Here is a 19,076-nt window from a genome sequence, read left to right on the forward strand (position 1 = left end):
ACCCGCCGCAAGCCGCAGGCGCCGTACTCGTACTCCGTACGCCGCACTCCGCACTATTCGTTGGTGAGCACGATCTTCCCGAACTGCTCCCCCGACTCCATCCGCTCGAAGCCCTCTCGGGCCCGATCCATGGGAAGCACCTCGTCGATCACAGGCCGCACACCGGTGGCGGCACAGAAGGAGAGCAGGTCCTCGAGCTCGTCCTTCGTCCCCATCGTGGACCCGACGATCTTCAACTCCAGGAAGAAGATCCGGGTGAGCTCGGCGTGCGAGGGCCGATCACCACTGGTCGCACCCGAGATGACGAGCGTGCCCCCGGGCTTCAGCGACTTGACGGAGTGCGACCACGTGGCGGCACCCACGGTCTCGATCACGGCATCGACCCGCTGCGGCAGCCGAGCCCCCGACTCCACGGCCTCCACGGCCCCCAGTTCCAGGGCCCGCTTCCGCTTGGCCTCATCCCGGCTGGTGGCGAACACACGCAGCCCCGCAGCCTTCCCGAGCACGATGGCGGCGGTGGCCACGCCACCCCCGGCCCCCTGCACGAGCACGGAGTCCCCGGGCCGCACCCCCGCGTTGGTGAACAGCATCCGATACGCGGTCAGCCAGGCGGTAGGCAGACAGGCGGCCTCGGCGAACGAGAGCTCCTTGGGCTTCGGCAGAACGTTCCAGGTCGGCACGGCGACCTGCTCCGCAAACGTCCCCTGATACCGCTCGGTGAGAATGGAACGGGGCTCCTTGGGACCCACCCCGTGCCCGCTCTGTCCGATCACGGAGTGCAGGACGACCTCGTTGCCGTCCTCATCGACCCCGGCGGCATCACAGCCGAGGATCATCGGCAGCCGGTCCTCGGGCAGGCCCACCCCCCGCAGTGACCAGAGGTCGTGATGGTTGAGGGAAGCGGCCTTGACGTTGACGGCGCTCCAGCCGGGACGGACCTCGGGGGCCGGCCGCTCCCCCAACTCCAATCCGGAGAGCGGCTGGTCGCGGTCGATTCGGGCGGCGTAGACAGCGAACATGACCTTGACGATAGGCTCCGCCGCCGACCGACGGAACCACGACGCCCTGTGAGACACACCCTCTTGCCAAGGCCCACGGGTCGGCGCAGGCATGGACGCAGACCCCTGCCCACCCGAACGGCCCCGACTCCGGGCAGAGAAATGACCCCGCCCGGACGGACGGGGCCATTCACTCAACGGCACATCAGCGCCGCGCAACACCTTCCGCCCGGGCCGCAGCGGCAACGGCCGCCGTGACGGCCGGAGCGACCCGCTCGTCGAACGGCGACGGGATGACGTAGTCCGCGGCCAGGTCGTCCCCGACGACCGACGCCAGCGCCTCGGCCGCCGCGATCTTCATGCCCTCGGTGATCCGGGACGCCCGGACCTGAAGCGCTCCGGCGAAGATCCCCGGGAACGCGAGCACGTTGTTGATCTGGTTCGGGAAGTCCGACCGCCCGGTGGCAACGACCGCCGCGTACTTGTGCGCGACATCGGGGTGCACCTCGGGATTCGGGTTGGCCATGGCGAAGACGAACGCGCCCTCGGCCATGGAGGCGACGGCCTCCTCCGGCACCGTGCCGCCGGAAACCCCGATGAACACGTCGGCACCCTCCAGCGCCGCCTCCAGCGACCCGGTGATCCCGGCCTTGTTCGTGAACCCGGCCAGCTCCCGCTTGACCGACGTCAGGTCGTCCCGGTCGGCGGAGACCACGCCCTTGCGGTCCGCCACGGCGACGTCCCCGATGCCGGCCTCGACCAGCATCTTCGCGATGGCGACACCGGCCGCGCCCGCCCCCGAGATAACGGCCCGCAGATCCCCGAGCCCCTTCCCGGTCAGCCGCGCGGCGTTCCGCAGCGCGGCCAGCGTCACGACAGCCGTACCGTGCTGGTCGTCGTGGAAGATCGGGATGTCCAGCCGCTCCTGCAGCTTCCGCTCGATCTCGAAGCACCGGGGCGCCGAGATGTCCTCCAGGTTCACACCACCGAAGGACGGCGCAAGGCGGACCACGGTCTCGACGATCTCGTCGACGCCCGTGCAGTCGAGCGCGATCGGCACCGCGTCGACACCACCGAACTGCTTGAAAAGAATCGCCTTCCCCTCCATCACCGGAAGGGAGGCCTCAGGCCCGATGTCCCCGAGCCCCAGCACAGCCGTGCCGTCGGTCACGACGGCCACGACGGACGACTTCCACGTGTAGTCGTGCACGAGCTCCGGCTGCTCGGCAATCGCGCTGCACACCTTCGCGACGCCGGGCGTGTACGCCAGGGACAGGTCGTCCTTGTCACGGACCGGCACGGTGGCCTGCACAGCCATCTTGCCGCCACGATGCAGCGCGAAGGCCGGATCGAAGGAATCGAGGGGTTCGACCCCACCGTCCTGATCGGTATTGCCTCCGCCGCGAGGATTGACGATCTCCGCTGCCACTTTGTCTGACCCCTTAAGTGTTCATGGTTTGAGGGTGGAACCACTCCTGGTGAGAAGTGGGCGGGACCGCGTATGGCCCTGCTCGTTGATACGTACGACGTACGACGTACGGACCCATACGCGACGGCGCGCCGCACACGCGCCATGAGCCCCGGATGAGGGGTGTAAAGAACCTTCTTACCGGACGGACCGCGCCGCCGACGAGCCCAATACGTGCAAGATCACATGACGGGAAGGAAAACACCCACAGTGACGACACGAATCGGACACGACCCGACGACGGAACCACTGCGATTCACGGCCCGCTAAGCGGACAATAAGCAGACAATCCACACTTGAAACCATGAAAGGCCGCCAACAGCCCGCACACCAGGCTCGCAGCCGGTCCACATCCTGAGAGTGGCCGAAGATCTTCCGGCCGGAAGGGCAGATTCCCGCAGAAGGTGCGGTCAGGATGTACCGACCTGAGGCGGTTCGGGGGTAACCCGTTATCCGATTTTGACATCGCGAGCGCCCTGAATGCCTCAGTCCGAATGGCAAGATGCCGTAATCACACGAGGTCGCGACACTCGAAGGCGTGTGCTCTCGTCGGCCTATGAAACCAAGGCACCTGCCGAGTCCCGGCGGGCGCCCGCCCCATCGGCAACTCCACCCATCCGCCGGAGGAACCCATCATGACCGCAAGCTCCACCCGTCGTACGACCGCCACGCGCTCCCGGCTGGCAGCGGTCGCCTCGATCGCGGTCGCAGGCGCCCTGATTCTCACCGGTTGCGGTGACCAGACGAGTGACGGCGGCAGCGAGGGCACCAACGAGACGGGGAACGCCAACAGCGCTCCGCTCTTCTCCAAGCTGCCCAAGAAGATCCAGGACGCCGGCGTCATCAAGGCGGGCACGAACGCCGAGTACGCCCCGATGGAGTTCCAGGAGGGCGGCAAGATCGTCGGCGTCGACCCCGACATCGCCGCCGCCCTGGGCGAGAAGCTGGGTGTGAAGGTCCAGTTCACCTCCGGCTCCTTCGACGGCCTGATCACGGCCCTGAACTCCGGCCGCTACGACATCGCCATGTCCTCCATCACGGACACCCCGCAGCGCCAGGAGGGCCTGGACGACAAGGGCAAGAAGCTCGGCCCGGGTGTCGACTTCGTCGACTACTTCACGGCCGGCACCGCCGTGTACGTGCAGAAGGGCAACCCGAAGAAGATCAACTCGATCGAGGACCTCTGCGGTCAGACTGCGGCCGTACAGCGCGGTACGACGTACGAGAAGGCGCTGCAGACCCAGTCCAAGGCCTGCACGGACGACGGCAAGAAGAAGATCAACATCGAGTCGTTCGAGAACGACACCGAGGCCCAGACCCGCGTGAAGTCGGGCGGCGCCGTCGCCGGCGTGAACGACTACCCGGTGGCCGTGGACCTGGCCCGCAAGTCCGGTGGCGGCAATGACTTCGAGGTCGTCGGCGAGCAGGTCGACGCCGGTCCGTTCGGCATCGCGGTGAACAAGGACAACAAGGAGCTCACCGCTGCCCTCGAAGAGGCCGTCAACGCCATCATCGAGGACGGCACGTACGAGGAGATCCTCAAGAAGTGGGGCGCCGAGTCCGGCGCGATCGACAAGGCCGCGATCAACGGCGGCAAGTGACCGTCCCGGGCAAGACTGAAGGGCAGTCACAGTGACTGACAAGTTCGACAAGGAGCCGGCCGACGCGAAGCCGTCGGCCGCCGTCTCCAAAGAGGGCGGGGCCCTCCCGCCCGAGGCGATCAAGGCCATCCCGGTCAGGCACTACGGCCGCTGGGTCAGCGCCGTCGTCGTGCTGGCCCTGGTGGGCCTGCTCATCAACGCGTTCGCCAGCGCCGAGAAGATCCAGTGGAACGCAGTCGGCGACTACGTCTTCGACTCCACGGTCCTCGCCGGTGCCGGCCGCACCCTGCTGATCAGCGTCCTCGCGATGGTCATGGGCGTGGTCCTCGGCGTGATCCTGGCCGTGATGCGCCTGTCCAAGAACCCGGTGACGAGCTGGGTGGCCTGGGTCTACATCTGGTTCTTCCGCGGCACGCCGGTCTACGTCCAGCTGCTGCTGTGGTTCAACCTGGCGCTGATCTTCCCCGTGCTGGATCTCGGTCCGATCTACAAGGACGAGATGGTCGACGTCATGACCCCGTTCATGGCCGCCCTGCTGGGGCTGGGCCTGAACGAGGCGGCGTACATGGCGGAGATCTGCCGCGCAGGTCTGATGGCCGTCGACGAGGGCCAGACCGAGGCCTCGCACGCGCTCGGCATGAGCCACGCGAAGACCCTGCGCCGCATCGTGATCCCGCAGGCGATGCGGGTGATCGTGCCGCCGACCGGCAACGAGTTCATCAACATGTTGAAGACCTCGTCGCTGGTGTACGCGGTGACGTACAACGAACTGCTGCGCGCAACCTCCACCATCGGCTCCACGTCGTACGCCGTGATGGAGATGCTGTTCGTGGCGTGCATCTGGTACCTGGTCATGACCAGCGTGTTCAGCGTCTTCCAGTACTACCTGGAGCGCCGTTACGCCCGTGGCTCGCTGCGGAACCTGCCGCCGACGCCGTGGCAGCGGGTCAAGGTCAACCTGATGGCCCTCGGCAGCGAAAGGGGCGTGTGAGATGACCGCCATGGTGAAGGCCGAGGGCGTCCACAAGTCCTTCGGTCCCGTACAGGTCCTCAAGGGCATCGACCTGGAGGTGAAGACCGGCGAGGTGTTCTGCCTCATCGGCCCCTCCGGCTCCGGCAAGTCGACGTTCCTCAGGTGCATCAACCACCTGGAGAAGATCAACGCCGGTCGGCTGTACGTCGAAGGCGAGCTGGTCGGCTACCGCCAGAAGGGCGACAAGCTGTACGAGCTCAAGGACAGCGAGGTCGCGCAGCAGCGCCGGGACATCGGCATGGTGTTCCAGCGGTTCAACCTGTTCCCGCACATGACGGCGCAGGAGAACGTCATGGAAGCGCCGATCCAGGTCAAGGGCGTGGGCCGGAACCAGGCCAAGGAGCGTGCCCGGGAGCTGCTCGACCGCGTCGGCCTGGCCGACAAGGCCGGCGCCTACCCCTCGCAGCTCTCCGGCGGCCAGCAGCAGCGCGTCGCCATCGCGCGGGCGCTCGCGATGGACCCGAAGCTGATGCTGTTCGACGAGCCCACGTCGGCCCTCGACCCGGAGCTGGTCGGCGACGTCCTCGACGTCATGCGCGACCTCGCCGAGTCCGGCATGACGATGGTCGTCGTCACCCACGAGATGGGCTTCGCCCGCGAGGTCGGCGACAGCCTGGTCTTCATGGACGGCGGCGTGGTCGTCGAGTCGGGCGACCCGCGCGAGGTCCTGACCAACCCGCAGCACGAGCGGACCCAGGCGTTCCTGTCCAAGGTGCTCTGACGGTCGATCGCAGGTGAAGGGGCGGTACGGGATTCCCGTACCGCCCCTCTCCCATGCTGCGCCTCCCGCGGCGCTACTTGAGAGCCAGCAGCAGCGTGTCCGAAGGCGAGCACCACACCGGCCGGGCCTCCCCGAAGCCCTTCTCGCGCAGTACGCGCGCGTGCCACTCGACGGACGGCATGTCGCCCTCGGCGTGTTCGCCGTAGATCTCGAAGCGGCGGGCCGTGGGTTCGGCGAGGACCGGGTCCTTCGCCGCCAGCTGCCACCACTCGGCCCAGTCGAGGGCGCCGTCCGCCTTGGCCTGATCCATGCGGGTGTGGCGCTGGGCGCGCTCCGCCGCGTTGATCCGGGGCGTCGACTCGTCGATCATGTGGTCCGCGTTCAGGAAGACACCGCCGTCGCGGACCAGCGCCGCGACCTGACCGTAGAGGGTCGCGAGGGGTTCACGGTGCAGCCAGTGCAGGGCCGTGGCGGTCAGGACGGCGTCGTAGGAGTCGTACGGCAGCTTCGACGGCCATTCGGGGTCCTTGAGGTCGGCCGTGACGAGGGAGACCCGCTCGTCGTTCGCGAAGGTGCCCTCGGCGATGGCGAGGAGCGCGGGGTCGAGGTCGACGCCGGTGCTGGTGGCCTCCGGGAACCGCGCGAGCAGCCGGGCCGTGATGGTTCCCGTGCCGCAGGCGAGATCGAGCACGCGCGGGGCAGCGCCGACGAGCGCCTCGACCATGTCGAGCATGAGCCGGAAACGCTCCTCACGGTCGGGCATGTACCACTCCTGCTGCCGGTCCCAGCTCTCCTGCCAGGCGGCCCAGTCGGCGCCGGTCGTGGTGATGTCCGTGTCCGTCATCGAACCCTCCATCGCGCATGTCACGTAATACCCTGGAAGCACGATCAGTTGTTACCCGACCGCACCACGACGATAGAACGCCTCCGTAAGGACTACAAGTGGAACTGGCCTATTACTCGGACTACGCCGTACGTCTCGTCAACAGCGAGGACCCGGCCCGGGGCAAGGACTCACTGACCTCGGTCGAGGCCGTCCGCGACCTGTTCGGCGGCAACCAGTCGGCGGCCCGCCGCGCCACCGACGCCGACGTCACGCGGTTCCGCGCGGTCCGGGCCAGGCTGCGCTCGGTCTTCGCGGCGGCGGACACCGGCGACGAGACCCTGGCCGTCGACCTGCTGAACTCCCTGCTTCTGGAGTTCCCGGTGAGCCCGCAGATCTCCGGCCACGACTTCCGGGACGACGACGGCCGCCCCCTGTGGCACATGCACCTCGCGGACCACCCGTCGAACGCGACCGCGGGCTTCGCGGCCATCGCATCGATGGGCCTGGCGTTCCACCTGACGGAGTACGGCGTGGACCGTCTGGGCCTGTGCGAGGCGGCCCCGTGCCGCAACGCCTACCTGGACACCTCCACCAACCGCTCCCGGCGCTACTGCTCGGACCGCTGCGCGACCCGCGCGAACGTGGCCGCCTACCGCGCCCGCAAGCGCCTGGAGGCCGACCGGTCGGCGAGTACGGGCCGCACGGCGGACAGCGCCCAGCGCGCCAGCGCGAACGGCGAGCGCTGATCCGCCTTGCGCGGCCGGTACCGCAGACGCACCCTGCCCAGGATCAGCTCGTCCGGCACGACTCCGTAGTCGGTGCTGTCGCCGCCGGCGTACGCGTTGTCCCCGAGCACCCACCAGCCGCCCTCGCGGCGCTCCGCGGCGCGCTTGACGACCAGCAGGTCCTGCTGGAAGGGATGACGCAGGACGACGACGTCACCGGGCCTGATCCGGCCCCGGTGCGAAACGACGAGCAGGTCGCCGCTGTACAGCGTGGGCACCATCGACGGCCCGGTCACCTCGGCCCACCCGAAGGGCCGGTCCGCCCGCCCGCGCTCGGTCTCCTGCGACAACTCCGGCATCCCCGGCACCTCCCCGGTACGGTCCTCCACCAGTCTCAGTCTGACCCTGGACTTTTGTCCTAAGCCCATGGGGGCACTCGCGAAATCCCGTCTTGCAGGGAGTAATGTCCCACCTGAGAAGACGATCACGAGGAAGGAATGCTCCATGCTTTCCCGCCTGTTTGCCCCCAAGGTCAAGGTCAGCGCGCACTGCGACCTGCCCTGCGGCGTGTACGACCCGGCCCAGGCCCGCATCGAGGCGGAGTCGGTGAAGGCCGTGCAGGAGAAGATGGCCGCCAACGACGACCCGCACTTCCAGGCGCGCGCCACCGTCATCAAGGAGCAGCGTGCCGAGCTCGCCAAGCACCACGTCTCGGTGCTCTGGAGCGACTACTTCAAGCCTCCGCACTTCGAGAAGTACCCGGAGCTGCACCAGCTGGTCAACGACGCCCTGAAGGCCCTCTCGGCCGCCAAGGCCTCGACCGACCCGGCGACGGGTCAGAAGGCTCTGGACTACATCGCCCAGATCGACAAGATCTTCTGGGAGACCAAGAAGGCCTGACTCAAGGCTCTTTCGTCGCTCTCCCGACCCTGAAGGGGCCCGACCGGTTCGCCGGGCGGGCCCCTTCGGCGTGGGTTGCTCCCGCTGCGGGGAGACGTCACGCACGGTCCGGTCGCTGTGGCGGATGAGGCGGCCAGGGCCCGAGAGCAGGCAGCGCCTCGGCCGCCGACGGTGCGACGGTGGGCGTGCATCCGGCCAGCCAGGCCGCCAGGTCGCGTACGCGTCCGGTGACCACTGTGTCCGGCGGCCCGTCGCCGACGGACCACTGGCGTCGCGCGTCGTCGGCGTGGAGGTGGGTGCGTTTCGGAAGGCGGCCGAGGAGAAAGTCGATGGCGTGTGCGGCCAGGTCCTCGGGCCAGTCGTCCGGCCGTACACCGAGATCGAGGTCAACCATGTGGATCCAGGCCTCGCGCCAGCGAACACCGTGGCGGCGAGGTCCGCGTTGCGGAAGGTGACCGGACGGCGCCAGTCCTCGTCGTCGGCGCGAGCCCAGGTCGCTTCCAGCGCGGCTGTGTGTGCGGCGAGTTCCCCGCGGTGCTCGGCGGCGCCGCGCCCCGCAGTGGCCTCGATGATCGCGTTCCGCTCGGCCGTGCCGCCGTCGTAGCCCGCTACGAGTTCACCGCGCAGTGCATGCTCCGCGAGCCGGCCGAACATTCTCGTGTTGTCGGTGAGATGGGCCAGGACGTGGCCTCGTGACCAGCCCGGAAGCCCGGATGCCTCGGTGACCTGCTGGTCGTCCAACCGGGCCACGAGCCTTTCCAGGGCACCGTGGGCTTCGATCACTGCTGCGACAGGAGGTTGCATGACCCCGTCCTACGAGACCGAGGTCCCGTTGGGAACAGCCGGGACCCGGCCGGCGAGGTCCCTGAGGGGCTCACCGCTCAGCCGGCATATCCGCCACTCGTCCAGGAACTCCACGCCGAGCGACTTGTAGAAGTCGATCGTCGGCTCGTTCCAGGCGAGGACCCACCATTCGAAGCGCTCGTAGCCCCTCTGTTCACAGATCGCGGCCAGGGAGGCGAGCAGGGCCTTGCCGTGTCCACCGCCACGGGCGGACTCACGCACGTAGAGATCCTCCAGGTGCATCCCGCGCGTGCCGGTCCACGTCGAGAAACGCGGGAACCACAGGGCGAACCCGACCGCCTCGCCCGTCTCGTCGTCCTCGGCGATCAGTACGAAGGCGGCGGGATGCTCTGCGAAGAGCGCCTCGCGAAGCTGCTCCTCGGTCGCCCGCATGTGCTCAACAGCCCGCTCGTACTCGGCGAGTTCACGGATCATCGCCCGGATCGTCGCGACGTCGTTCACAGTGGCGGCACGGATCATGCCGAAGATCATCGGTCACCGTGCCGACCGTGTCCATCCAATTCCGCGCCTGCTCGGCGGACCGGAGCTGGAGCGGTGTGTCACGGCGCTTCGCCCGCGAACGGCTCGGTGACGGTCTCATCCGAGTTCCCGGGGCCCGTACAGCGCCCTTTCGGCATCGGTGGCAAGGGCCCAGTAGCGGTCGCCCTAGGACCAAGTGCCACCACTCCGTGGGGTAGTTCACCAGGCCCGCAGCGCTCAGCGCGGCACCGAGCACCCGCCGGTTGGCCCGCGCCTCGGGGCCGATGTCGCCGGCGTCGGTGTAACAAGCGCCGTCGCTGTCCTCGGGGCCGGCGTTCACGCGGGTCCCCATGTCGGCCTCCCGGCCGTCGGCGGAGATCAGAGCGAGGTCGACGGCTGCGCCGGCGCTGTGCGGCGCGATCTCCGGCGGCGACACGTACCGGCTCGCGGCGTCGCGGATCCGACCGGTGGTTCGCCGCAGTCGACCACGGGGATTGCCGCAACCCTGGGATCCGACATCAGCACGATCTCGTCCGTGCCCCGATCATGGCCGACCGCACCGGGCAACCGGGCAACCGGGCAACCGGGCAACCGGGCACCAGGTTCCCTGAATTCGCGGTGATTGTGTTCACGCGGTAAACGGTGGCCGGGCATCGTTGACGTCCCGTAGGTTCTGAAAAGTCCACCCTGAGGTCGAACGCCCTTGCGGGTGGGCCCACGGGGGAAGGTCAGCGGCACTCGGCTCCCGTCTCGGCCTGCGTGGCCGAGGCGTTGTCCGGGGTGCTCTGCGACAGCGGGCGAGTGGAGATCACATCATCCGGCGGTCTGTCTCCCGACGGACGGAATGCCGATCCCCTGGGAGATACCCCTGCGCCGCCCCCTGCTCCTTTGGCCGATCCCCCTGCTGTGGACCCTCGCCCTGGGGCTGTGGGGACTGTCCCGGCAGGACAGTGTGTGGCGGGACGAGGCCGCGACCTGGCAGGTGGCCCGCCGGTCCGTCGGCGACATCTGGCACATGCTGGGCAACGTCGACTCCGTGCACGGGCTCTACTACCTGCTGATGCACGGCCTCTTCGAATGGTTCGGGGCCGGCACCACGACCCTGCGGCTGCCCTCCGTGCTGGCCATGGCGGTGGCGGCGGCCTGTGTGACGGCCATCGGCGATCGGCTGGCCGGCGCCTGGGCGGGCCTGGCGGGAGGGCTGGCGTTCGGGCTTCTTCCGGCCGTGCAGTTCTATCTCCAGGAGGGCCGCCCCTACGCGCTGATCGCGGCCGGCGCCGCAGTCTCGACCCTGCTGCTGGTGACCGTCCTCGAAGGGCGTGGCCGAGCGCTGCACTGGGTCGCGTACGGCGGCACGGTCGCGGTGTGCGGGCTGCTGAACTGGCTTTCGTTGCTGATCCTGCCCGCGCACCTGGCGACGCTGCTGTGGACGCGGGCCCGGCGCGGGACCTGGATGCGCTGGGCGATGGCCGCGACGGTCGCCGTTGCCGCCGTACTGCCGCTGATCCTGTTCAGCCGGCGCCAGTCCGCCCAGGTCTCCTGGATACCGCCGCTGAGCTGGCACATGCTGATCGGGCCCGCCGTCCTGCTGGCGATCGGCGGGCTCGGGGCCCTGCTGGACCGGCCTCGCGCGGGACGGCTGTCGGTGGCGCCCGTCGGGCTGCCGCTGCTGGCCGTGCCGCAACTCGCCCTCATCGGGGTCTCCCTGGTCAAGCCTCTCTTCCTGGACCGTTACGTGCTGTTCAGCATGCTGGGACTGGCCCTGCTGATCGGCTCGGCACTCGGCACGGCCGTACGGGCGGCCCGGCCGCGGTTCCCGAGAGCGGCGCCGTGGCTCGTCCCGGTGGTGGTCACCGTGGCGGTCGTCGCGCTGTTGCCGCAGTCGCTGGCCAAGCGGTCCCCGGAGAGCCGCGTGGACGACGTCCTGGCGGTGGCGGCGGACGTGCGGCGGCTGAAGCAGACCGGGGACGCGGTGGTCTACATACCGGCGGCCCGGCGCGACTCCGCGCTGGTCTCCCCCGACGACTTCGCCGGGCTGCGGGACGTCGCGCTCGCGCAGGACCCCGTGACGTCGGGGACGTTGAAGGGCGAGGAGGCCGGACCGGAGCGGATACGGGCCGAGATGCTGGCACAGCGGCGGATACTGCTGGTCACCGACGCGCCCGACGTGGCTCGCCCACTGGCGGGGAAGCGTGACCACGCGAAGACCGCAGTGCTGAGGAAGCACTTCAAGGTGGTGGCGGACGTGCAGGTCCGCGGGCGACGGCTGACGGTGTACGAGCGGCGCTGAGAGGCCCGGCCGACGCAACGCCGGGCCAGGCCCCTTCAACCGCCGTCCGCGCCCCGGTCAGTGGAACTGCCGCGCCCCGGTCAGTGGAACTTCCGCGCCCCGGTCAGTGGAACTGAGGCACGATCAGATAGATCCCGTACACCACCACCGCGGCGCAGGCGACGAAGCACAGTCCGGCCTGGGTGAGGCTCAGCGCGGACGTGCCGCCGCCCTCCTCGCGTGCCCCCTCGTAGCGGGCCAGGCCGAGCACGCCGAGGGCGAAGACGCCGACCACGGCCACGGTGACGGCGAGGCTCACCGCGGCGACCTGGCCGAGTGCGGTCCAGTCGAGGCTCATGATGTGAACTCCCTTGTCTCAGAAGGTCGCTGTCTCAGACGATTGCCGTCCCGGACGATCGATGTTCCAGACGGGCGGTGTTCCGAACGGTCGATGTTCCAGACGGGCGGTGTTCCGGACGGTCGATGTCCCGGACCATCGATGTTCCGGACGATCGATGCCTCAGGCGGCCGCGCCGACCTTGGGCGGCTCCGTGCTGCGGACCGTGACCTCGTGGGTGTCGTTGACGTTGTGCGCGGACACCGGGTTGCGGCGGGAGATCAACACGATCCCGGCGGCCACGGCCGCGCCGACCAGGGCGACCACGGCCGTACCGATGTCGCCGCCGTGCTTGACGACGCCCGCCGAGACGCCGCCGACCAGCGCGGCGGCGGGCAGGGTGACCAGCCAGGCCACGACCATGCGTCCGGCCACGCCCCAGCGGACCTCGGCCAGCCGGCGCCCCAGACCCGCGCCGAGGATGCTGCCCGAGGCGACCTGCGTGGTGGACAGGGCGAAGCCCAGGTGGGCCGAGGTGAGGATCACCGTCGTGGAAGCCGTCTCGGCGGCGAAGCCCTGCGGGGACTGAATCTCCGTCAGGCCCTTGCCCATCGTGCGGATGATCCGCCAGCCACCGAGGTAGGTGCCGAGGCCGATGGCCAGACCCGCCGATGCGATCACCCACAGCGGCGGGCCCGCGTCATGGCCCAGGGCGCCCGCCGAGATCAGGGTCAGCGTGATGACGCCCATCGTCTTCTGCGCGTCGTTGGTGCCGTGGGCCAGGGAGACGAGCGAGGCCGAGGCGATCTGACCGACGCGGAAGCCCTTGGTGACGGACTGCTTGCGGGCGCGAGCAGTGAGCTTGTACGCCAGGTACGTGGCCAGCAGCGCCGCGATCCCCGCCACGAGCGGCGAGGCGACGGCGGGGATCAGTACCTTCTCGACAACCTTGTCAAAGTGCACGCCGTGCGACCCCGCGCCCACCCAGACGGCCCCGATGAGTCCGCCGAACAGTGCATGCGACGAACTGGAGGGCAGCCCGACCAGCCAGGTGAGGAGATTCCACAGAATCGCCCCGACCAGCCCCGCGAAGATCATGCCCGGGCTGACGAGTGTGTCGTCCACGATGCCGCCGGAGATCGTCTTGGCGACCTCGGTGGACAGGAAGGCGCCGACGACGTTCAGGACACCGCTGATGAGCACGGCCGTCCTTGGTTTGAGCGCCCCCGTGGCGATGGACGTGGCCATCGCGTTCGCCGTGTCGTGGAATCCGTTGGTGAAGTCGAAGGCGAGGGCCGTCACGATGACGACCGCTACCAGGAACGTGATGTGGTCCATTCCCCAATGCAAACAAGCGCGGGCCAATTCGCGGAGAACCGATGGCAAAGCGTGTCCCAGGGACCGGCGCGCGGTTGGTAAGGGTCCTGCAAAGCCCGCGTGGCGCAGCTTGCGTGCGCCGTACGGCCGCCGCGGGCCGTGGCCGCGCAGGCGGATCTACGATCGCCCCATGAGCATCCGCTGGACCTACGCCTTCGTCGACCGCCCCGTCGCGTCCTTCACCCGGGCGCACACCTTCTGGACTGCGGTGACGGACACCCGGTTGTCCGAATTCCGGGGAGAGCAGGGGGAGTTCGTGACCTTGCTGCCGGGCGGCGGGGCCGACCCCTGCGTGAAGGCCCAGGGGGTCGAGTCGGGCGCCGGTGGCGCGCATCTCGACTTTGCCGTGGATGACGTACCGGGATTCGTGACGTCGGCGCTCGCGCAGGGTGCGGGTGTCGCCGCCGAGCACGAGGGGTGGGCGGTACTGCGCTCGCCCGCCGGGCAGTTGTTCTGTGCCGTCCCCTGGTACGGGGAGTCGGTGCGGCCGCCCGTGGTGCACGGCAGCCGCCTTGACCAGGTCTGTATCGACGTACCGCCGTCGCTGTACGAGTCCGAAGTCGCCTTCTGGAGCGCTCTGTTGGACGGCTGGGAGTCGGCGTCCGGCTCCCGCCCCGAGTTCCATGTGCTCAAGCCACCGTCCGGGCTGCCCATCCGCATCCTGCTCCAGCGGCTCGGCGAGGAGCGGCCCGGTCCGGAGTGGCCCGGTGCGGAGCCCCGGGCCTCCGCCCACCTGGACCTCGCCTGCGCGGACATCCCGGCGACCCGGGCCCGGCACGAGGACCTGGGCGCGAGCTTCGTCGCCGAGGGCGCCCACTGGACGGTGATGCGCGATCCGGCGGGCGGCACGTACTGCCTGACGGGGCGCGATCCCAAGACCGGCGGACTGGCCGGCTAACGGGTCACGACGAGGCAGGCTCCCCGGCCGTTCTCGTCGGGCGTGACGCTCGCGCACGCCGACTCCCAGCCCTGCGGCAGCGATGGGCTCGGATCGGCATTCTCCCAGCGGGGCGGTCCCGGCGGCTGCGCCGAGTCCTGCAACCACAGCGTCAGCGCGCCCGCGACGACGACGGCGATCACCCACACCGTCACGACCCAGCGCCATAACCGGCGGCGTCCCGTCACCCCCACGGCTCCACATCCACCACCGCGTTCACCGGAATGGGCCCGTACACATGCGGGAACTCCTCGCCGCCCGGCTCCGGCGCCTCGTACTTGAGCGGCACGTCGAGCCGGGCCGGGTCCACGACCAGGACCACCAGTTCGTCGGGGCCGTCGTAGGAGCCGTACAGGAAGCCGGCCACGGTGGGGAGTTGGGCGCGGGTCGAGCAGTGGATGAAGCCCTCGTCCCGGAGCGTGCGACCACGCGTCGACATCTCGTACGTGCCGCGCGCGCGGGCCTCGTCCCAGAGGGAGCGTTCGGTGATGTGGAGGATGTACGTGTGTTCGGGCATGGGGCGAGGTTATGGCTTCAGCCGTGCCGCCCGCGCGTGCAAATAGCGCTGCTCCGGCAGGCTCAGCGTCTTGGCTGCGGCGGCCTCGTAGGCGGCGCGGGCCTCGTCGTTCGCGCCGGCCCGCTCCAGGAGGTGGCCGCGGACCGCGTCCAGGCGGTGCCCGGCACCCAGTTCGTCCTCCAGCGCGGCCAGTTCGGCCAGCCCCGCGCGCGGGCCCCGGGCCATGGCGACGGCCACCGCGCGGTTGAGGCGCTCGACGGGGCCGGGGACGAGGCGTACCAGGACGTCGTAGAGGCCGAGGATCTCCTGCCAGTCGGTCTCCGGCGCGCAGGGCGCCTCGTCGTGGACGGCGGCGATGGCGGCGCGCAGCTGGTACGGTCCGGCCGGGCCCCGGGACAGGGCGCGGGTGACCAGGGCGACGCCCTCGTCGATGGCGGCCTTGTCCCAGCGGCTGCGGTCCTGTTCGTCGAGAGGGACGAGTTCGCCGTGCGGGCCGGTGCGTGCTTCGCGGCGGGCGTCGGTGAGCAGCATCAGCGCGAGCAGGCCGGCCACCTCGCCGTGACCGGGGAGCAGACGGTGGACCTCGCGGGTCAGCCGGATCGCCTCACCGGCGAGTTCACGCCGCAGCAGGCTCGTGCCCGAGGTCGCCGTATAGCCCTCGTTGAAGATCAGGTACAGGGTCTGCAGGACCGCGGGCAGGCGGTTCTCCCAGTTGTCGGGCCGCCCGAAGCGCACCCCGCGGACCTTCTGCTTGGCCCGGCTGATGCGCTGCGCCATGGTCGCCTCGGGGACCAGGTACGCGCGGGCGATCTCCGCCGTGGTCAGACCTCCGACGGCACGGAGGGTGAGGGCGATCTGGGCGGGCGGGGTCAGGTCCGGGTGACAGCAGAGGAAGAGCAGGGTGAGGGTGTCGTCCTCGCGGGGCGCCCGGTCCGAGCCCGGCGCCGGGGCCGTGAAGGCGTCCCTCGGCGTCAGCGCCGCGACCTTGTCCTCCCTGGCGCGGCGCGACTGCTCCGCACGCAGCGTGTCGGTCAGCCGCCGCGCCGCGACCTTGATCAGCCAGCCGCGCGGATTGTCCGGCACCCCGGTCCGCGGCCACTGCTCGGCCGCCGCGAGCAGGGCCTCCTGTACGGCGTCCTCGGCGCTGTCGAAGTGGCCGTAACGCCGTACCAGCGCGCCGAGGACCTGCGGCGCGTGGCGGCGCAGCAGGTCCTCGGTCTCGGGTGTGGCGCTCACTTATGGCTCGGCCGGTGTCTCAGCCCACGTCCCCGGACCCGTCGTCGATGGGCCGGATCACCACCGGGTACACAGGGGCCCCGGCGGGCTGGGGGCACTGCAGGACGCGCTCGGCGATCTCCGTGACCCGCTCCAGGCTCGCGCAGTCCAGCACCCAGTAGCCGGCAAGCAGCTCCTTGGTCTCGCTGTACGGGCCGTCGGTGATCACTGCCTTGCCGTCGTCGCCCAGGGTGACATGCCGGCCCTTCGCGGGCTCGGTCAGCCCCTGTCCGTCGACCATCTCGCCGCTCTCGGCGAGGTCGTCGTTGAGGGCCTGCATGAAGGCGTACATCGCCTGGATGTCCTCCTGGCTCCAGGCGACGGAGTGCTCGGACCCCTTGCCCTGCATCGCCTCGTAGTCCGCCTGCGTGCCCTGCACCATGACCAGGTACTTCATCGGTCCGCTCCTTCTGCTTCCGTCGGCTCGGGCCGCCCTTGGCGGGCGGCTCTCACAGGGGACGTCGGAGCCGGGCCGGGTTTCTCGACAGGTGGCTCAGGAATTTTTCGCGGTGGGTTTCACGGTGGGTGCGCTCGGGCTGTCCGGCTGCTCGTGCTTCTCCTCGTGCGCGGCGCCTTCCTCCGCGTACGCCCCGCACTCGGGGTTGCGGCACGGGCCCGCCACCCAGGTGGGGACCCAGGCGCCCAGCGTCTTGTGGCGCCGGACGACCGTCTCTACGGGCTGTCCGCAGTCGGGACAGTGGTGCTCTTGGCTGCCCATGTCCTCAGGGTAGGGCGGGAGAGGGCTCAGCGCTTCCTGCTGTACGTACGAACAACGGCGCCGTTGCCGAACGAGCGCACCTCCCCGAGAGTGAACTCCGTGATGGCGAAGTCCGATCCGAACATCGGCATGCCCGTGCCGTACACGATGGGGTAGGTCTTGATCACGAGCTCGTCTATCTCGTCGATCAGCGCGCCGGCGAGCTGCGCGCCGCCGCACAGGTAGATGTCGAGCTCGCCGTCCTCCGCCTTCAGTTCGCGGACCTTGCCGACCACGTCGTCCGAGACGATCTCGACCTGCGGGTCGGGCGACTCGGTGAGCGTGCGCGAGGCGACGTACTGGCGCAGATGGGCGTACGGGCTGGTGAGGCCCTCCTTCAGGGCCAGGTCGTAGCTGCTGCGGCCCTGGATGATCGTGTCGAACTGCCGGTTGGGCAGGTCGTCGAACCCGAGGGCGCGACGGGCTGGGGTCGACACGGTCTCCGGGTGCTCCGCCTTGAGGAACTCCAGGAACTCCTCGTCGACGAAGGTGTACATCGAGGTCGCATCGCCGCTCGGGTCTCCGATGAAGCCGTCGATCGAGCAGGCGATGAAGTACGTGAGCTTTCGCAAGCCGGTCTCTTTTCGTAGGGTGTCGCACAACCACTTCGGTTGTAGTGCTTCAGTTGTAGTACTTCGCTTGTAGTGGTTGCAAGGGCATTTCCCGGACCGACTGAAAGTGAGAGAGGGGATTCCGAATGGCGGGCAATCCGGAGCGCCGGGCCGCGCTCGTCGACGCGGGCGTAGAGGTGCTCGCCCGCGAGGGGGCACGCGGACTGACGTTCCGCGCGGTGGACGCCGAGGCCGGGGTGCCGGTCGGCACCGCCTCCAACTACTTCACCGGGCGCGACGACCTGCTCCGCCAGATCGACACCCGGCTGCACGTGAGGCTCGCGCCCGACCCGGAGGTGATCGCCGGGCTGATGACCCGGCCGAAGGACCGCTCCCTCGTCGCCGCCTTCATGCACGACCTGATGGCCCGCGCCACCCGCGACAGAACGGGCTATCTGGCCCTGCTGGAGATGCGCCTGGAGGCCCAGCGGCGCCCCGGACTGCGCTCCTCCTTCACCAAGTCGGTGCGCGGCGACCTGGACGAGGCACTGGAGTTCCACCGCAACGCCGGACTGCCCGGCGGCGACGAGGTCGTCACCGTGCTCTATCTCGCGGTCCTCGGGCTGCTCCTGGAGCACCTGACGCTGCCCGACGTCCTGGACGGCGTTCTGCCCGGGGTCGGCGTGCCGGACGGGCTGGTCGAGCGGATCGTGGCGACCATCGTGCCGGAGGAGTAGGTCAGGGCCGCCGACGGCGGCTCAGCCGCGCGGTTCGCGCCACATCGGCCACATCCGGGGGCCGTCCGGGAGGTCGAGGGGACGGCCCTTGAGCTCGAAGCCGAGACGCTCGTACAGCTGCCTGCTGCGGTCGCTGCTCGCCTCCAGGTAGGCGGGCAGGCCGTCCCGGTCACAGCGGTCGAGCACCGCGTTCAGGAGCGCGGTGCCGAGCCCCTCGCCCTGGCGCCCGGGGGCCGCGGCGATCATCCACAGGTATTCGTGCGCACGGCCCGTGGGATGGATACGGGCCGTCAGGCGGCCGATCATCTCGACGCGCTCGTTGTCCGGGTCGACGTCCTGGCGCAGCAGCGCCGGACCGTCGTCGTCCTCGTCGTGCTCGACGGCCGGAACGGACATCCACAGCGCGCACGCCGTGCCGTCCTCGGTGACGTCTATTCGGCCATGCGCCAGCACGATGTCGGTGAACGCGGCCATCAGCCTCCGGTGGGTCGCACGGCGGTACGCCTCGCCCGGGAACACCCAGCCACTGACCGGATCGTCCTGGAAGGCCGCGTCCAGCAGCCGGACCACCGACTCCCGGTCCGCCTCGCCCGCCGTCCGGATCGCCACGCCCATCTCCACCCGCCCCTTCGCGTCAACCGGCCTTGATCGTAGGGCGATGAGCGCCTGCGTGCGGTCCGAGGGCCGACTTTGTCGAGATACGGCCGCCCCCAGCAACCCGGTT

At 69.7% G+C, this 19,076-nt stretch carries 23 protein-coding genes and 2 pseudogenes; 8 read left to right on the forward strand and 17 right to left on the reverse strand.

The annotated features are described in order from the left end of the window. Nucleotides 1–53: 53 nt before the first annotated feature. Nucleotides 54–1,019, reverse strand: a complete 966-nt coding sequence (locus ACFY5C_RS30720; protein ID WP_389450102.1) for a zinc-binding dehydrogenase — start codon at nt 1,017–1,019, stop codon at nt 54–56. A gap of 184 nt (nt 1,020–1,203) precedes the next feature. Further along, nucleotides 1,204–2,427: an NADP-dependent malic enzyme gene (locus ACFY5C_RS30725; RefSeq protein ID WP_328423525.1), complete on the reverse strand. Its 1,224-nt coding sequence runs from the start codon at nt 2,425–2,427 to the stop codon at nt 1,204–1,206. Between the two features lie 674 nt (nt 2,428–3,101). Between ACFY5C_RS30725 and ACFY5C_RS30730 the strand changes: the two genes are divergently transcribed. From ACFY5C_RS30730 to ACFY5C_RS30740, 3 genes are read left to right on the forward strand one after another with little or no spacing between them, the layout of a single operon-like run. After that, nucleotides 3,102–4,067 carry an ABC transporter substrate-binding protein gene (locus tag ACFY5C_RS30730; RefSeq protein WP_389450105.1) on the forward strand — a complete coding sequence of 322 codons (966 nt, stop codon included), beginning with the start codon at nt 3,102–3,104 and terminating at the stop codon, nt 4,065–4,067. A gap of 31 nt (nt 4,068–4,098) precedes the next feature. Next, the gene (locus ACFY5C_RS30735) at nt 4,099–5,058 is read left to right on the forward strand and encodes an amino acid ABC transporter permease (RefSeq protein WP_389450108.1); all 960 of its coding nucleotides are present in this window, start codon (nt 4,099–4,101) and stop codon (nt 5,056–5,058) included. Nucleotide 5,059: 1 nt separating this feature from the next. Then, nucleotides 5,060–5,821: an amino acid ABC transporter ATP-binding protein gene (locus ACFY5C_RS30740; RefSeq protein ID WP_389450111.1), complete on the forward strand. Its 762-nt coding sequence runs from the start codon at nt 5,060–5,062 to the stop codon at nt 5,819–5,821. Between the two features lie 73 nt (nt 5,822–5,894). On the opposite strand, the gene ACFY5C_RS30745 is transcribed toward ACFY5C_RS30740, so the two are convergent. After that, nucleotides 5,895–6,665, reverse strand: coding sequence for a class I SAM-dependent methyltransferase (locus ACFY5C_RS30745; RefSeq protein ID WP_389450114.1), 771 nt, complete (start codon nt 6,663–6,665; stop codon nt 5,895–5,897). Nucleotides 6,666–6,763: 98 nt separating this feature from the next. Between ACFY5C_RS30745 and ACFY5C_RS30750 the strand changes: the two genes are divergently transcribed. Continuing rightward, a complete protein-coding gene (locus ACFY5C_RS30750) occupies nt 6,764–7,393 on the forward strand; it encodes a CGNR zinc finger domain-containing protein (protein ID WP_389450117.1) in 630 nt (209 codons plus the stop codon). Here ACFY5C_RS30750 and sodX read toward each other — a convergent pair. After that, complete coding sequence (gene sodX / locus ACFY5C_RS30755) at nt 7,297–7,731, reverse strand: nickel-type superoxide dismutase maturation protease (RefSeq protein ID WP_389450266.1); 435 nt, start codon at nt 7,729–7,731, stop codon at nt 7,297–7,299. The genes ACFY5C_RS30750 and sodX overlap by 97 nt on opposite strands. A 145-nt stretch (nt 7,732–7,876) precedes the next feature. Here sodX and sodN point away from each other — a divergent pair, with 145 nt between their 5' ends. Then, nucleotides 7,877–8,272, forward strand: coding sequence for a superoxide dismutase, Ni (sodN, locus tag ACFY5C_RS30760; RefSeq protein WP_020123534.1), 396 nt, complete (start codon nt 7,877–7,879; stop codon nt 8,270–8,272). A gap of 97 nt (nt 8,273–8,369) precedes the next feature. On the opposite strand, the gene ACFY5C_RS30765 is transcribed toward sodN, so the two are convergent. The 4 genes and pseudogenes from ACFY5C_RS30765 to ACFY5C_RS30780 form a co-directional block, all read right to left on the reverse strand. After that, a complete protein-coding gene (locus ACFY5C_RS30765; protein WP_389450120.1) occupies nt 8,370–8,666 on the reverse strand; it encodes a hypothetical protein in 297 nt (98 codons plus the stop codon). A gap of 68 nt (nt 8,667–8,734) precedes the next feature. Further along, nucleotides 8,735–9,076 (reverse strand): annotated as a pseudogene (locus tag ACFY5C_RS30770) (maleylpyruvate isomerase N-terminal domain-containing protein); the annotation flags it as partial. Nucleotides 9,077–9,085: 9 nt separating this feature from the next. Next, a complete protein-coding gene (locus ACFY5C_RS30775; RefSeq protein ID WP_389450123.1) occupies nt 9,086–9,595 on the reverse strand; it encodes a GNAT family N-acetyltransferase in 510 nt (169 codons plus the stop codon). Nucleotides 9,596–9,712: 117 nt separating this feature from the next. Further along, nucleotides 9,713–10,058: pseudogene (locus tag ACFY5C_RS30780) on the reverse strand (M15 family metallopeptidase); the annotation flags it as partial. A 381-nt stretch (nt 10,059–10,439) separates the two neighbouring features. On the opposite strand from ACFY5C_RS30780, the gene ACFY5C_RS30785 reads away from it, so the two are divergent. Beyond that, the gene (locus ACFY5C_RS30785) at nt 10,440–11,885 is read left to right on the forward strand and encodes a hypothetical protein (protein WP_389450126.1); all 1,446 of its coding nucleotides are present in this window, start codon (nt 10,440–10,442) and stop codon (nt 11,883–11,885) included. 103 nt (nt 11,886–11,988) lie between these two features. Here the strand turns inward: ACFY5C_RS30785 and ACFY5C_RS30790 are convergent, their stop codons facing one another. Further along, nucleotides 11,989–12,222, reverse strand: a complete 234-nt coding sequence (locus tag ACFY5C_RS30790; protein ID WP_389450129.1) for a hypothetical protein — start codon at nt 12,220–12,222, stop codon at nt 11,989–11,991. Between the two features lie 162 nt (nt 12,223–12,384). After that, nucleotides 12,385–13,539 carry an anion permease gene (locus ACFY5C_RS30795; RefSeq protein ID WP_389450132.1) on the reverse strand — a complete coding sequence of 385 codons (1,155 nt, stop codon included), beginning with the start codon at nt 13,537–13,539 and terminating at the stop codon, nt 12,385–12,387. Nucleotides 13,540–13,708: 169 nt separating this feature from the next. On the opposite strand from ACFY5C_RS30795, the gene ACFY5C_RS30800 reads away from it, so the two are divergent. Beyond that, nucleotides 13,709–14,476 (forward strand): VOC family protein, encoded by a 768-nt coding sequence (locus ACFY5C_RS30800; RefSeq protein ID WP_389450135.1) that lies wholly within the window; start codon nt 13,709–13,711, stop codon nt 14,474–14,476. Here the strand turns inward: ACFY5C_RS30800 and ACFY5C_RS30805 are convergent. The 6 genes from ACFY5C_RS30805 to ACFY5C_RS30830 all read right to left on the reverse strand — a co-directional run bounded on the left by ACFY5C_RS30805 (nt 14,473) and on the right by ACFY5C_RS30830 (nt 17,636). After that, nucleotides 14,473–14,703: a hypothetical protein gene (locus tag ACFY5C_RS30805; protein ID WP_389450138.1), complete on the reverse strand. Its 231-nt coding sequence runs from the start codon at nt 14,701–14,703 to the stop codon at nt 14,473–14,475. The genes ACFY5C_RS30800 and ACFY5C_RS30805 overlap by 4 nt on opposite strands. Next, nucleotides 14,700–15,032 carry a DUF952 domain-containing protein gene (locus ACFY5C_RS30810; RefSeq protein WP_389450141.1) on the reverse strand — a complete coding sequence of 111 codons (333 nt, stop codon included), beginning with the start codon at nt 15,030–15,032 and terminating at the stop codon, nt 14,700–14,702. The genes ACFY5C_RS30805 and ACFY5C_RS30810 overlap by 4 nt, the downstream gene beginning before the upstream one ends. A 9-nt stretch (nt 15,033–15,041) precedes the next feature. Beyond that, a complete protein-coding gene (locus tag ACFY5C_RS30815) occupies nt 15,042–16,268 on the reverse strand; it encodes an RNA polymerase sigma factor (protein WP_389450144.1) in 1,227 nt (408 codons plus the stop codon). 19 nt (nt 16,269–16,287) lie between these two features. Then, entirely contained in the window at nt 16,288–16,704 is a 417-nt protein-coding gene (locus tag ACFY5C_RS30820) for a YciI family protein (protein WP_389450147.1), read from the reverse strand. Between the two features lie 96 nt (nt 16,705–16,800). After that, nucleotides 16,801–17,025, reverse strand: coding sequence for a hypothetical protein (locus ACFY5C_RS30825; protein WP_389450150.1), 225 nt, complete (start codon nt 17,023–17,025; stop codon nt 16,801–16,803). Between the two features lie 26 nt (nt 17,026–17,051). Further along, the gene (locus ACFY5C_RS30830; protein ID WP_389450153.1) at nt 17,052–17,636 is read right to left on the reverse strand and encodes a dihydrofolate reductase family protein; all 585 of its coding nucleotides are present in this window, start codon (nt 17,634–17,636) and stop codon (nt 17,052–17,054) included. A 125-nt stretch (nt 17,637–17,761) separates the two neighbouring features. Between ACFY5C_RS30830 and ACFY5C_RS30835 the strand changes: the two genes are divergently transcribed. Further along, on the forward strand, nt 17,762–18,352 hold the full coding sequence (locus ACFY5C_RS30835; protein WP_389450156.1) for a TetR/AcrR family transcriptional regulator: 591 nt from the start codon (nt 17,762–17,764) through the stop codon (nt 18,350–18,352). 21 nt (nt 18,353–18,373) lie between these two features. Here the strand turns inward: ACFY5C_RS30835 and ACFY5C_RS30840 are convergent, their stop codons facing one another. Then, nucleotides 18,374–18,967 (reverse strand): GNAT family N-acetyltransferase, encoded by a 594-nt coding sequence (locus tag ACFY5C_RS30840; protein ID WP_389450159.1) that lies wholly within the window; start codon nt 18,965–18,967, stop codon nt 18,374–18,376. Nucleotides 18,968–19,076 lie beyond the last annotated feature (109 nt).

The sequence above is a fragment of the Streptomyces sp. NPDC012935 genome (assembly GCF_042900345.1).
Lineage (GTDB): Bacteria > Actinomycetota > Actinomycetes > Streptomycetales > Streptomycetaceae > Streptomyces.

What these genes read in the sequence shown, in the direction of transcription:
- ACFY5C_RS30720 (WP_389450102.1), bottom strand. Translation starts at nt 1,019, where the DNA reads ATGTTCGCTGTCTACGCCGCCCGAATCGACCGCGACCAGCCGCTCTCC.
- ACFY5C_RS30730 (WP_389450105.1), top strand. Translation starts at nt 3,102, where the DNA reads ATGACCGCAAGCTCCACCCGTCGTACGACCGCCACGCGCTCCCGGCTG.
- ACFY5C_RS30740 (WP_389450111.1), top strand. Translation starts at nt 5,060, where the DNA reads ATGACCGCCATGGTGAAGGCCGAGGGCGTCCACAAGTCCTTCGGTCCC.
- ACFY5C_RS30745 (WP_389450114.1), bottom strand. Translation starts at nt 6,665, where the DNA reads ATGACGGACACGGACATCACCACGACCGGCGCCGACTGGGCCGCCTGG.
- sodX (WP_389450266.1), bottom strand. Translation starts at nt 7,731, where the DNA reads ATGCCGGAGTTGTCGCAGGAGACCGAGCGCGGGCGGGCGGACCGGCCC.
- sodN (WP_020123534.1), top strand. Translation starts at nt 7,877, where the DNA reads ATGCTTTCCCGCCTGTTTGCCCCCAAGGTCAAGGTCAGCGCGCACTGC.
- ACFY5C_RS30765 (WP_389450120.1), bottom strand. Translation starts at nt 8,666, where the DNA reads ATGGTTGACCTCGATCTCGGTGTACGGCCGGACGACTGGCCCGAGGAC.
- ACFY5C_RS30775 (WP_389450123.1), bottom strand. Translation starts at nt 9,595, where the DNA reads ATGATCCGTGCCGCCACTGTGAACGACGTCGCGACGATCCGGGCGATG.
- ACFY5C_RS30785 (WP_389450126.1), top strand. Translation starts at nt 10,440, where the DNA reads ATGCCGATCCCCTGGGAGATACCCCTGCGCCGCCCCCTGCTCCTTTGG.
- ACFY5C_RS30790 (WP_389450129.1), bottom strand. Translation starts at nt 12,222, where the DNA reads ATGAGCCTCGACTGGACCGCACTCGGCCAGGTCGCCGCGGTGAGCCTC.
- ACFY5C_RS30795 (WP_389450132.1), bottom strand. Translation starts at nt 13,539, where the DNA reads ATGGACCACATCACGTTCCTGGTAGCGGTCGTCATCGTGACGGCCCTC.
- ACFY5C_RS30800 (WP_389450135.1), top strand. Translation starts at nt 13,709, where the DNA reads ATGAGCATCCGCTGGACCTACGCCTTCGTCGACCGCCCCGTCGCGTCC.
- ACFY5C_RS30810 (WP_389450141.1), bottom strand. Translation starts at nt 15,032, where the DNA reads ATGCCCGAACACACGTACATCCTCCACATCACCGAACGCTCCCTCTGG.
- ACFY5C_RS30820 (WP_389450147.1), bottom strand. Translation starts at nt 16,704, where the DNA reads ATGAAGTACCTGGTCATGGTGCAGGGCACGCAGGCGGACTACGAGGCG.
- ACFY5C_RS30825 (WP_389450150.1), bottom strand. Translation starts at nt 17,025, where the DNA reads ATGGGCAGCCAAGAGCACCACTGTCCCGACTGCGGACAGCCCGTAGAG.
- ACFY5C_RS30835 (WP_389450156.1), top strand. Translation starts at nt 17,762, where the DNA reads ATGGCGGGCAATCCGGAGCGCCGGGCCGCGCTCGTCGACGCGGGCGTA.
- ACFY5C_RS30840 (WP_389450159.1), bottom strand. Translation starts at nt 18,967, where the DNA reads ATGGGCGTGGCGATCCGGACGGCGGGCGAGGCGGACCGGGAGTCGGTG.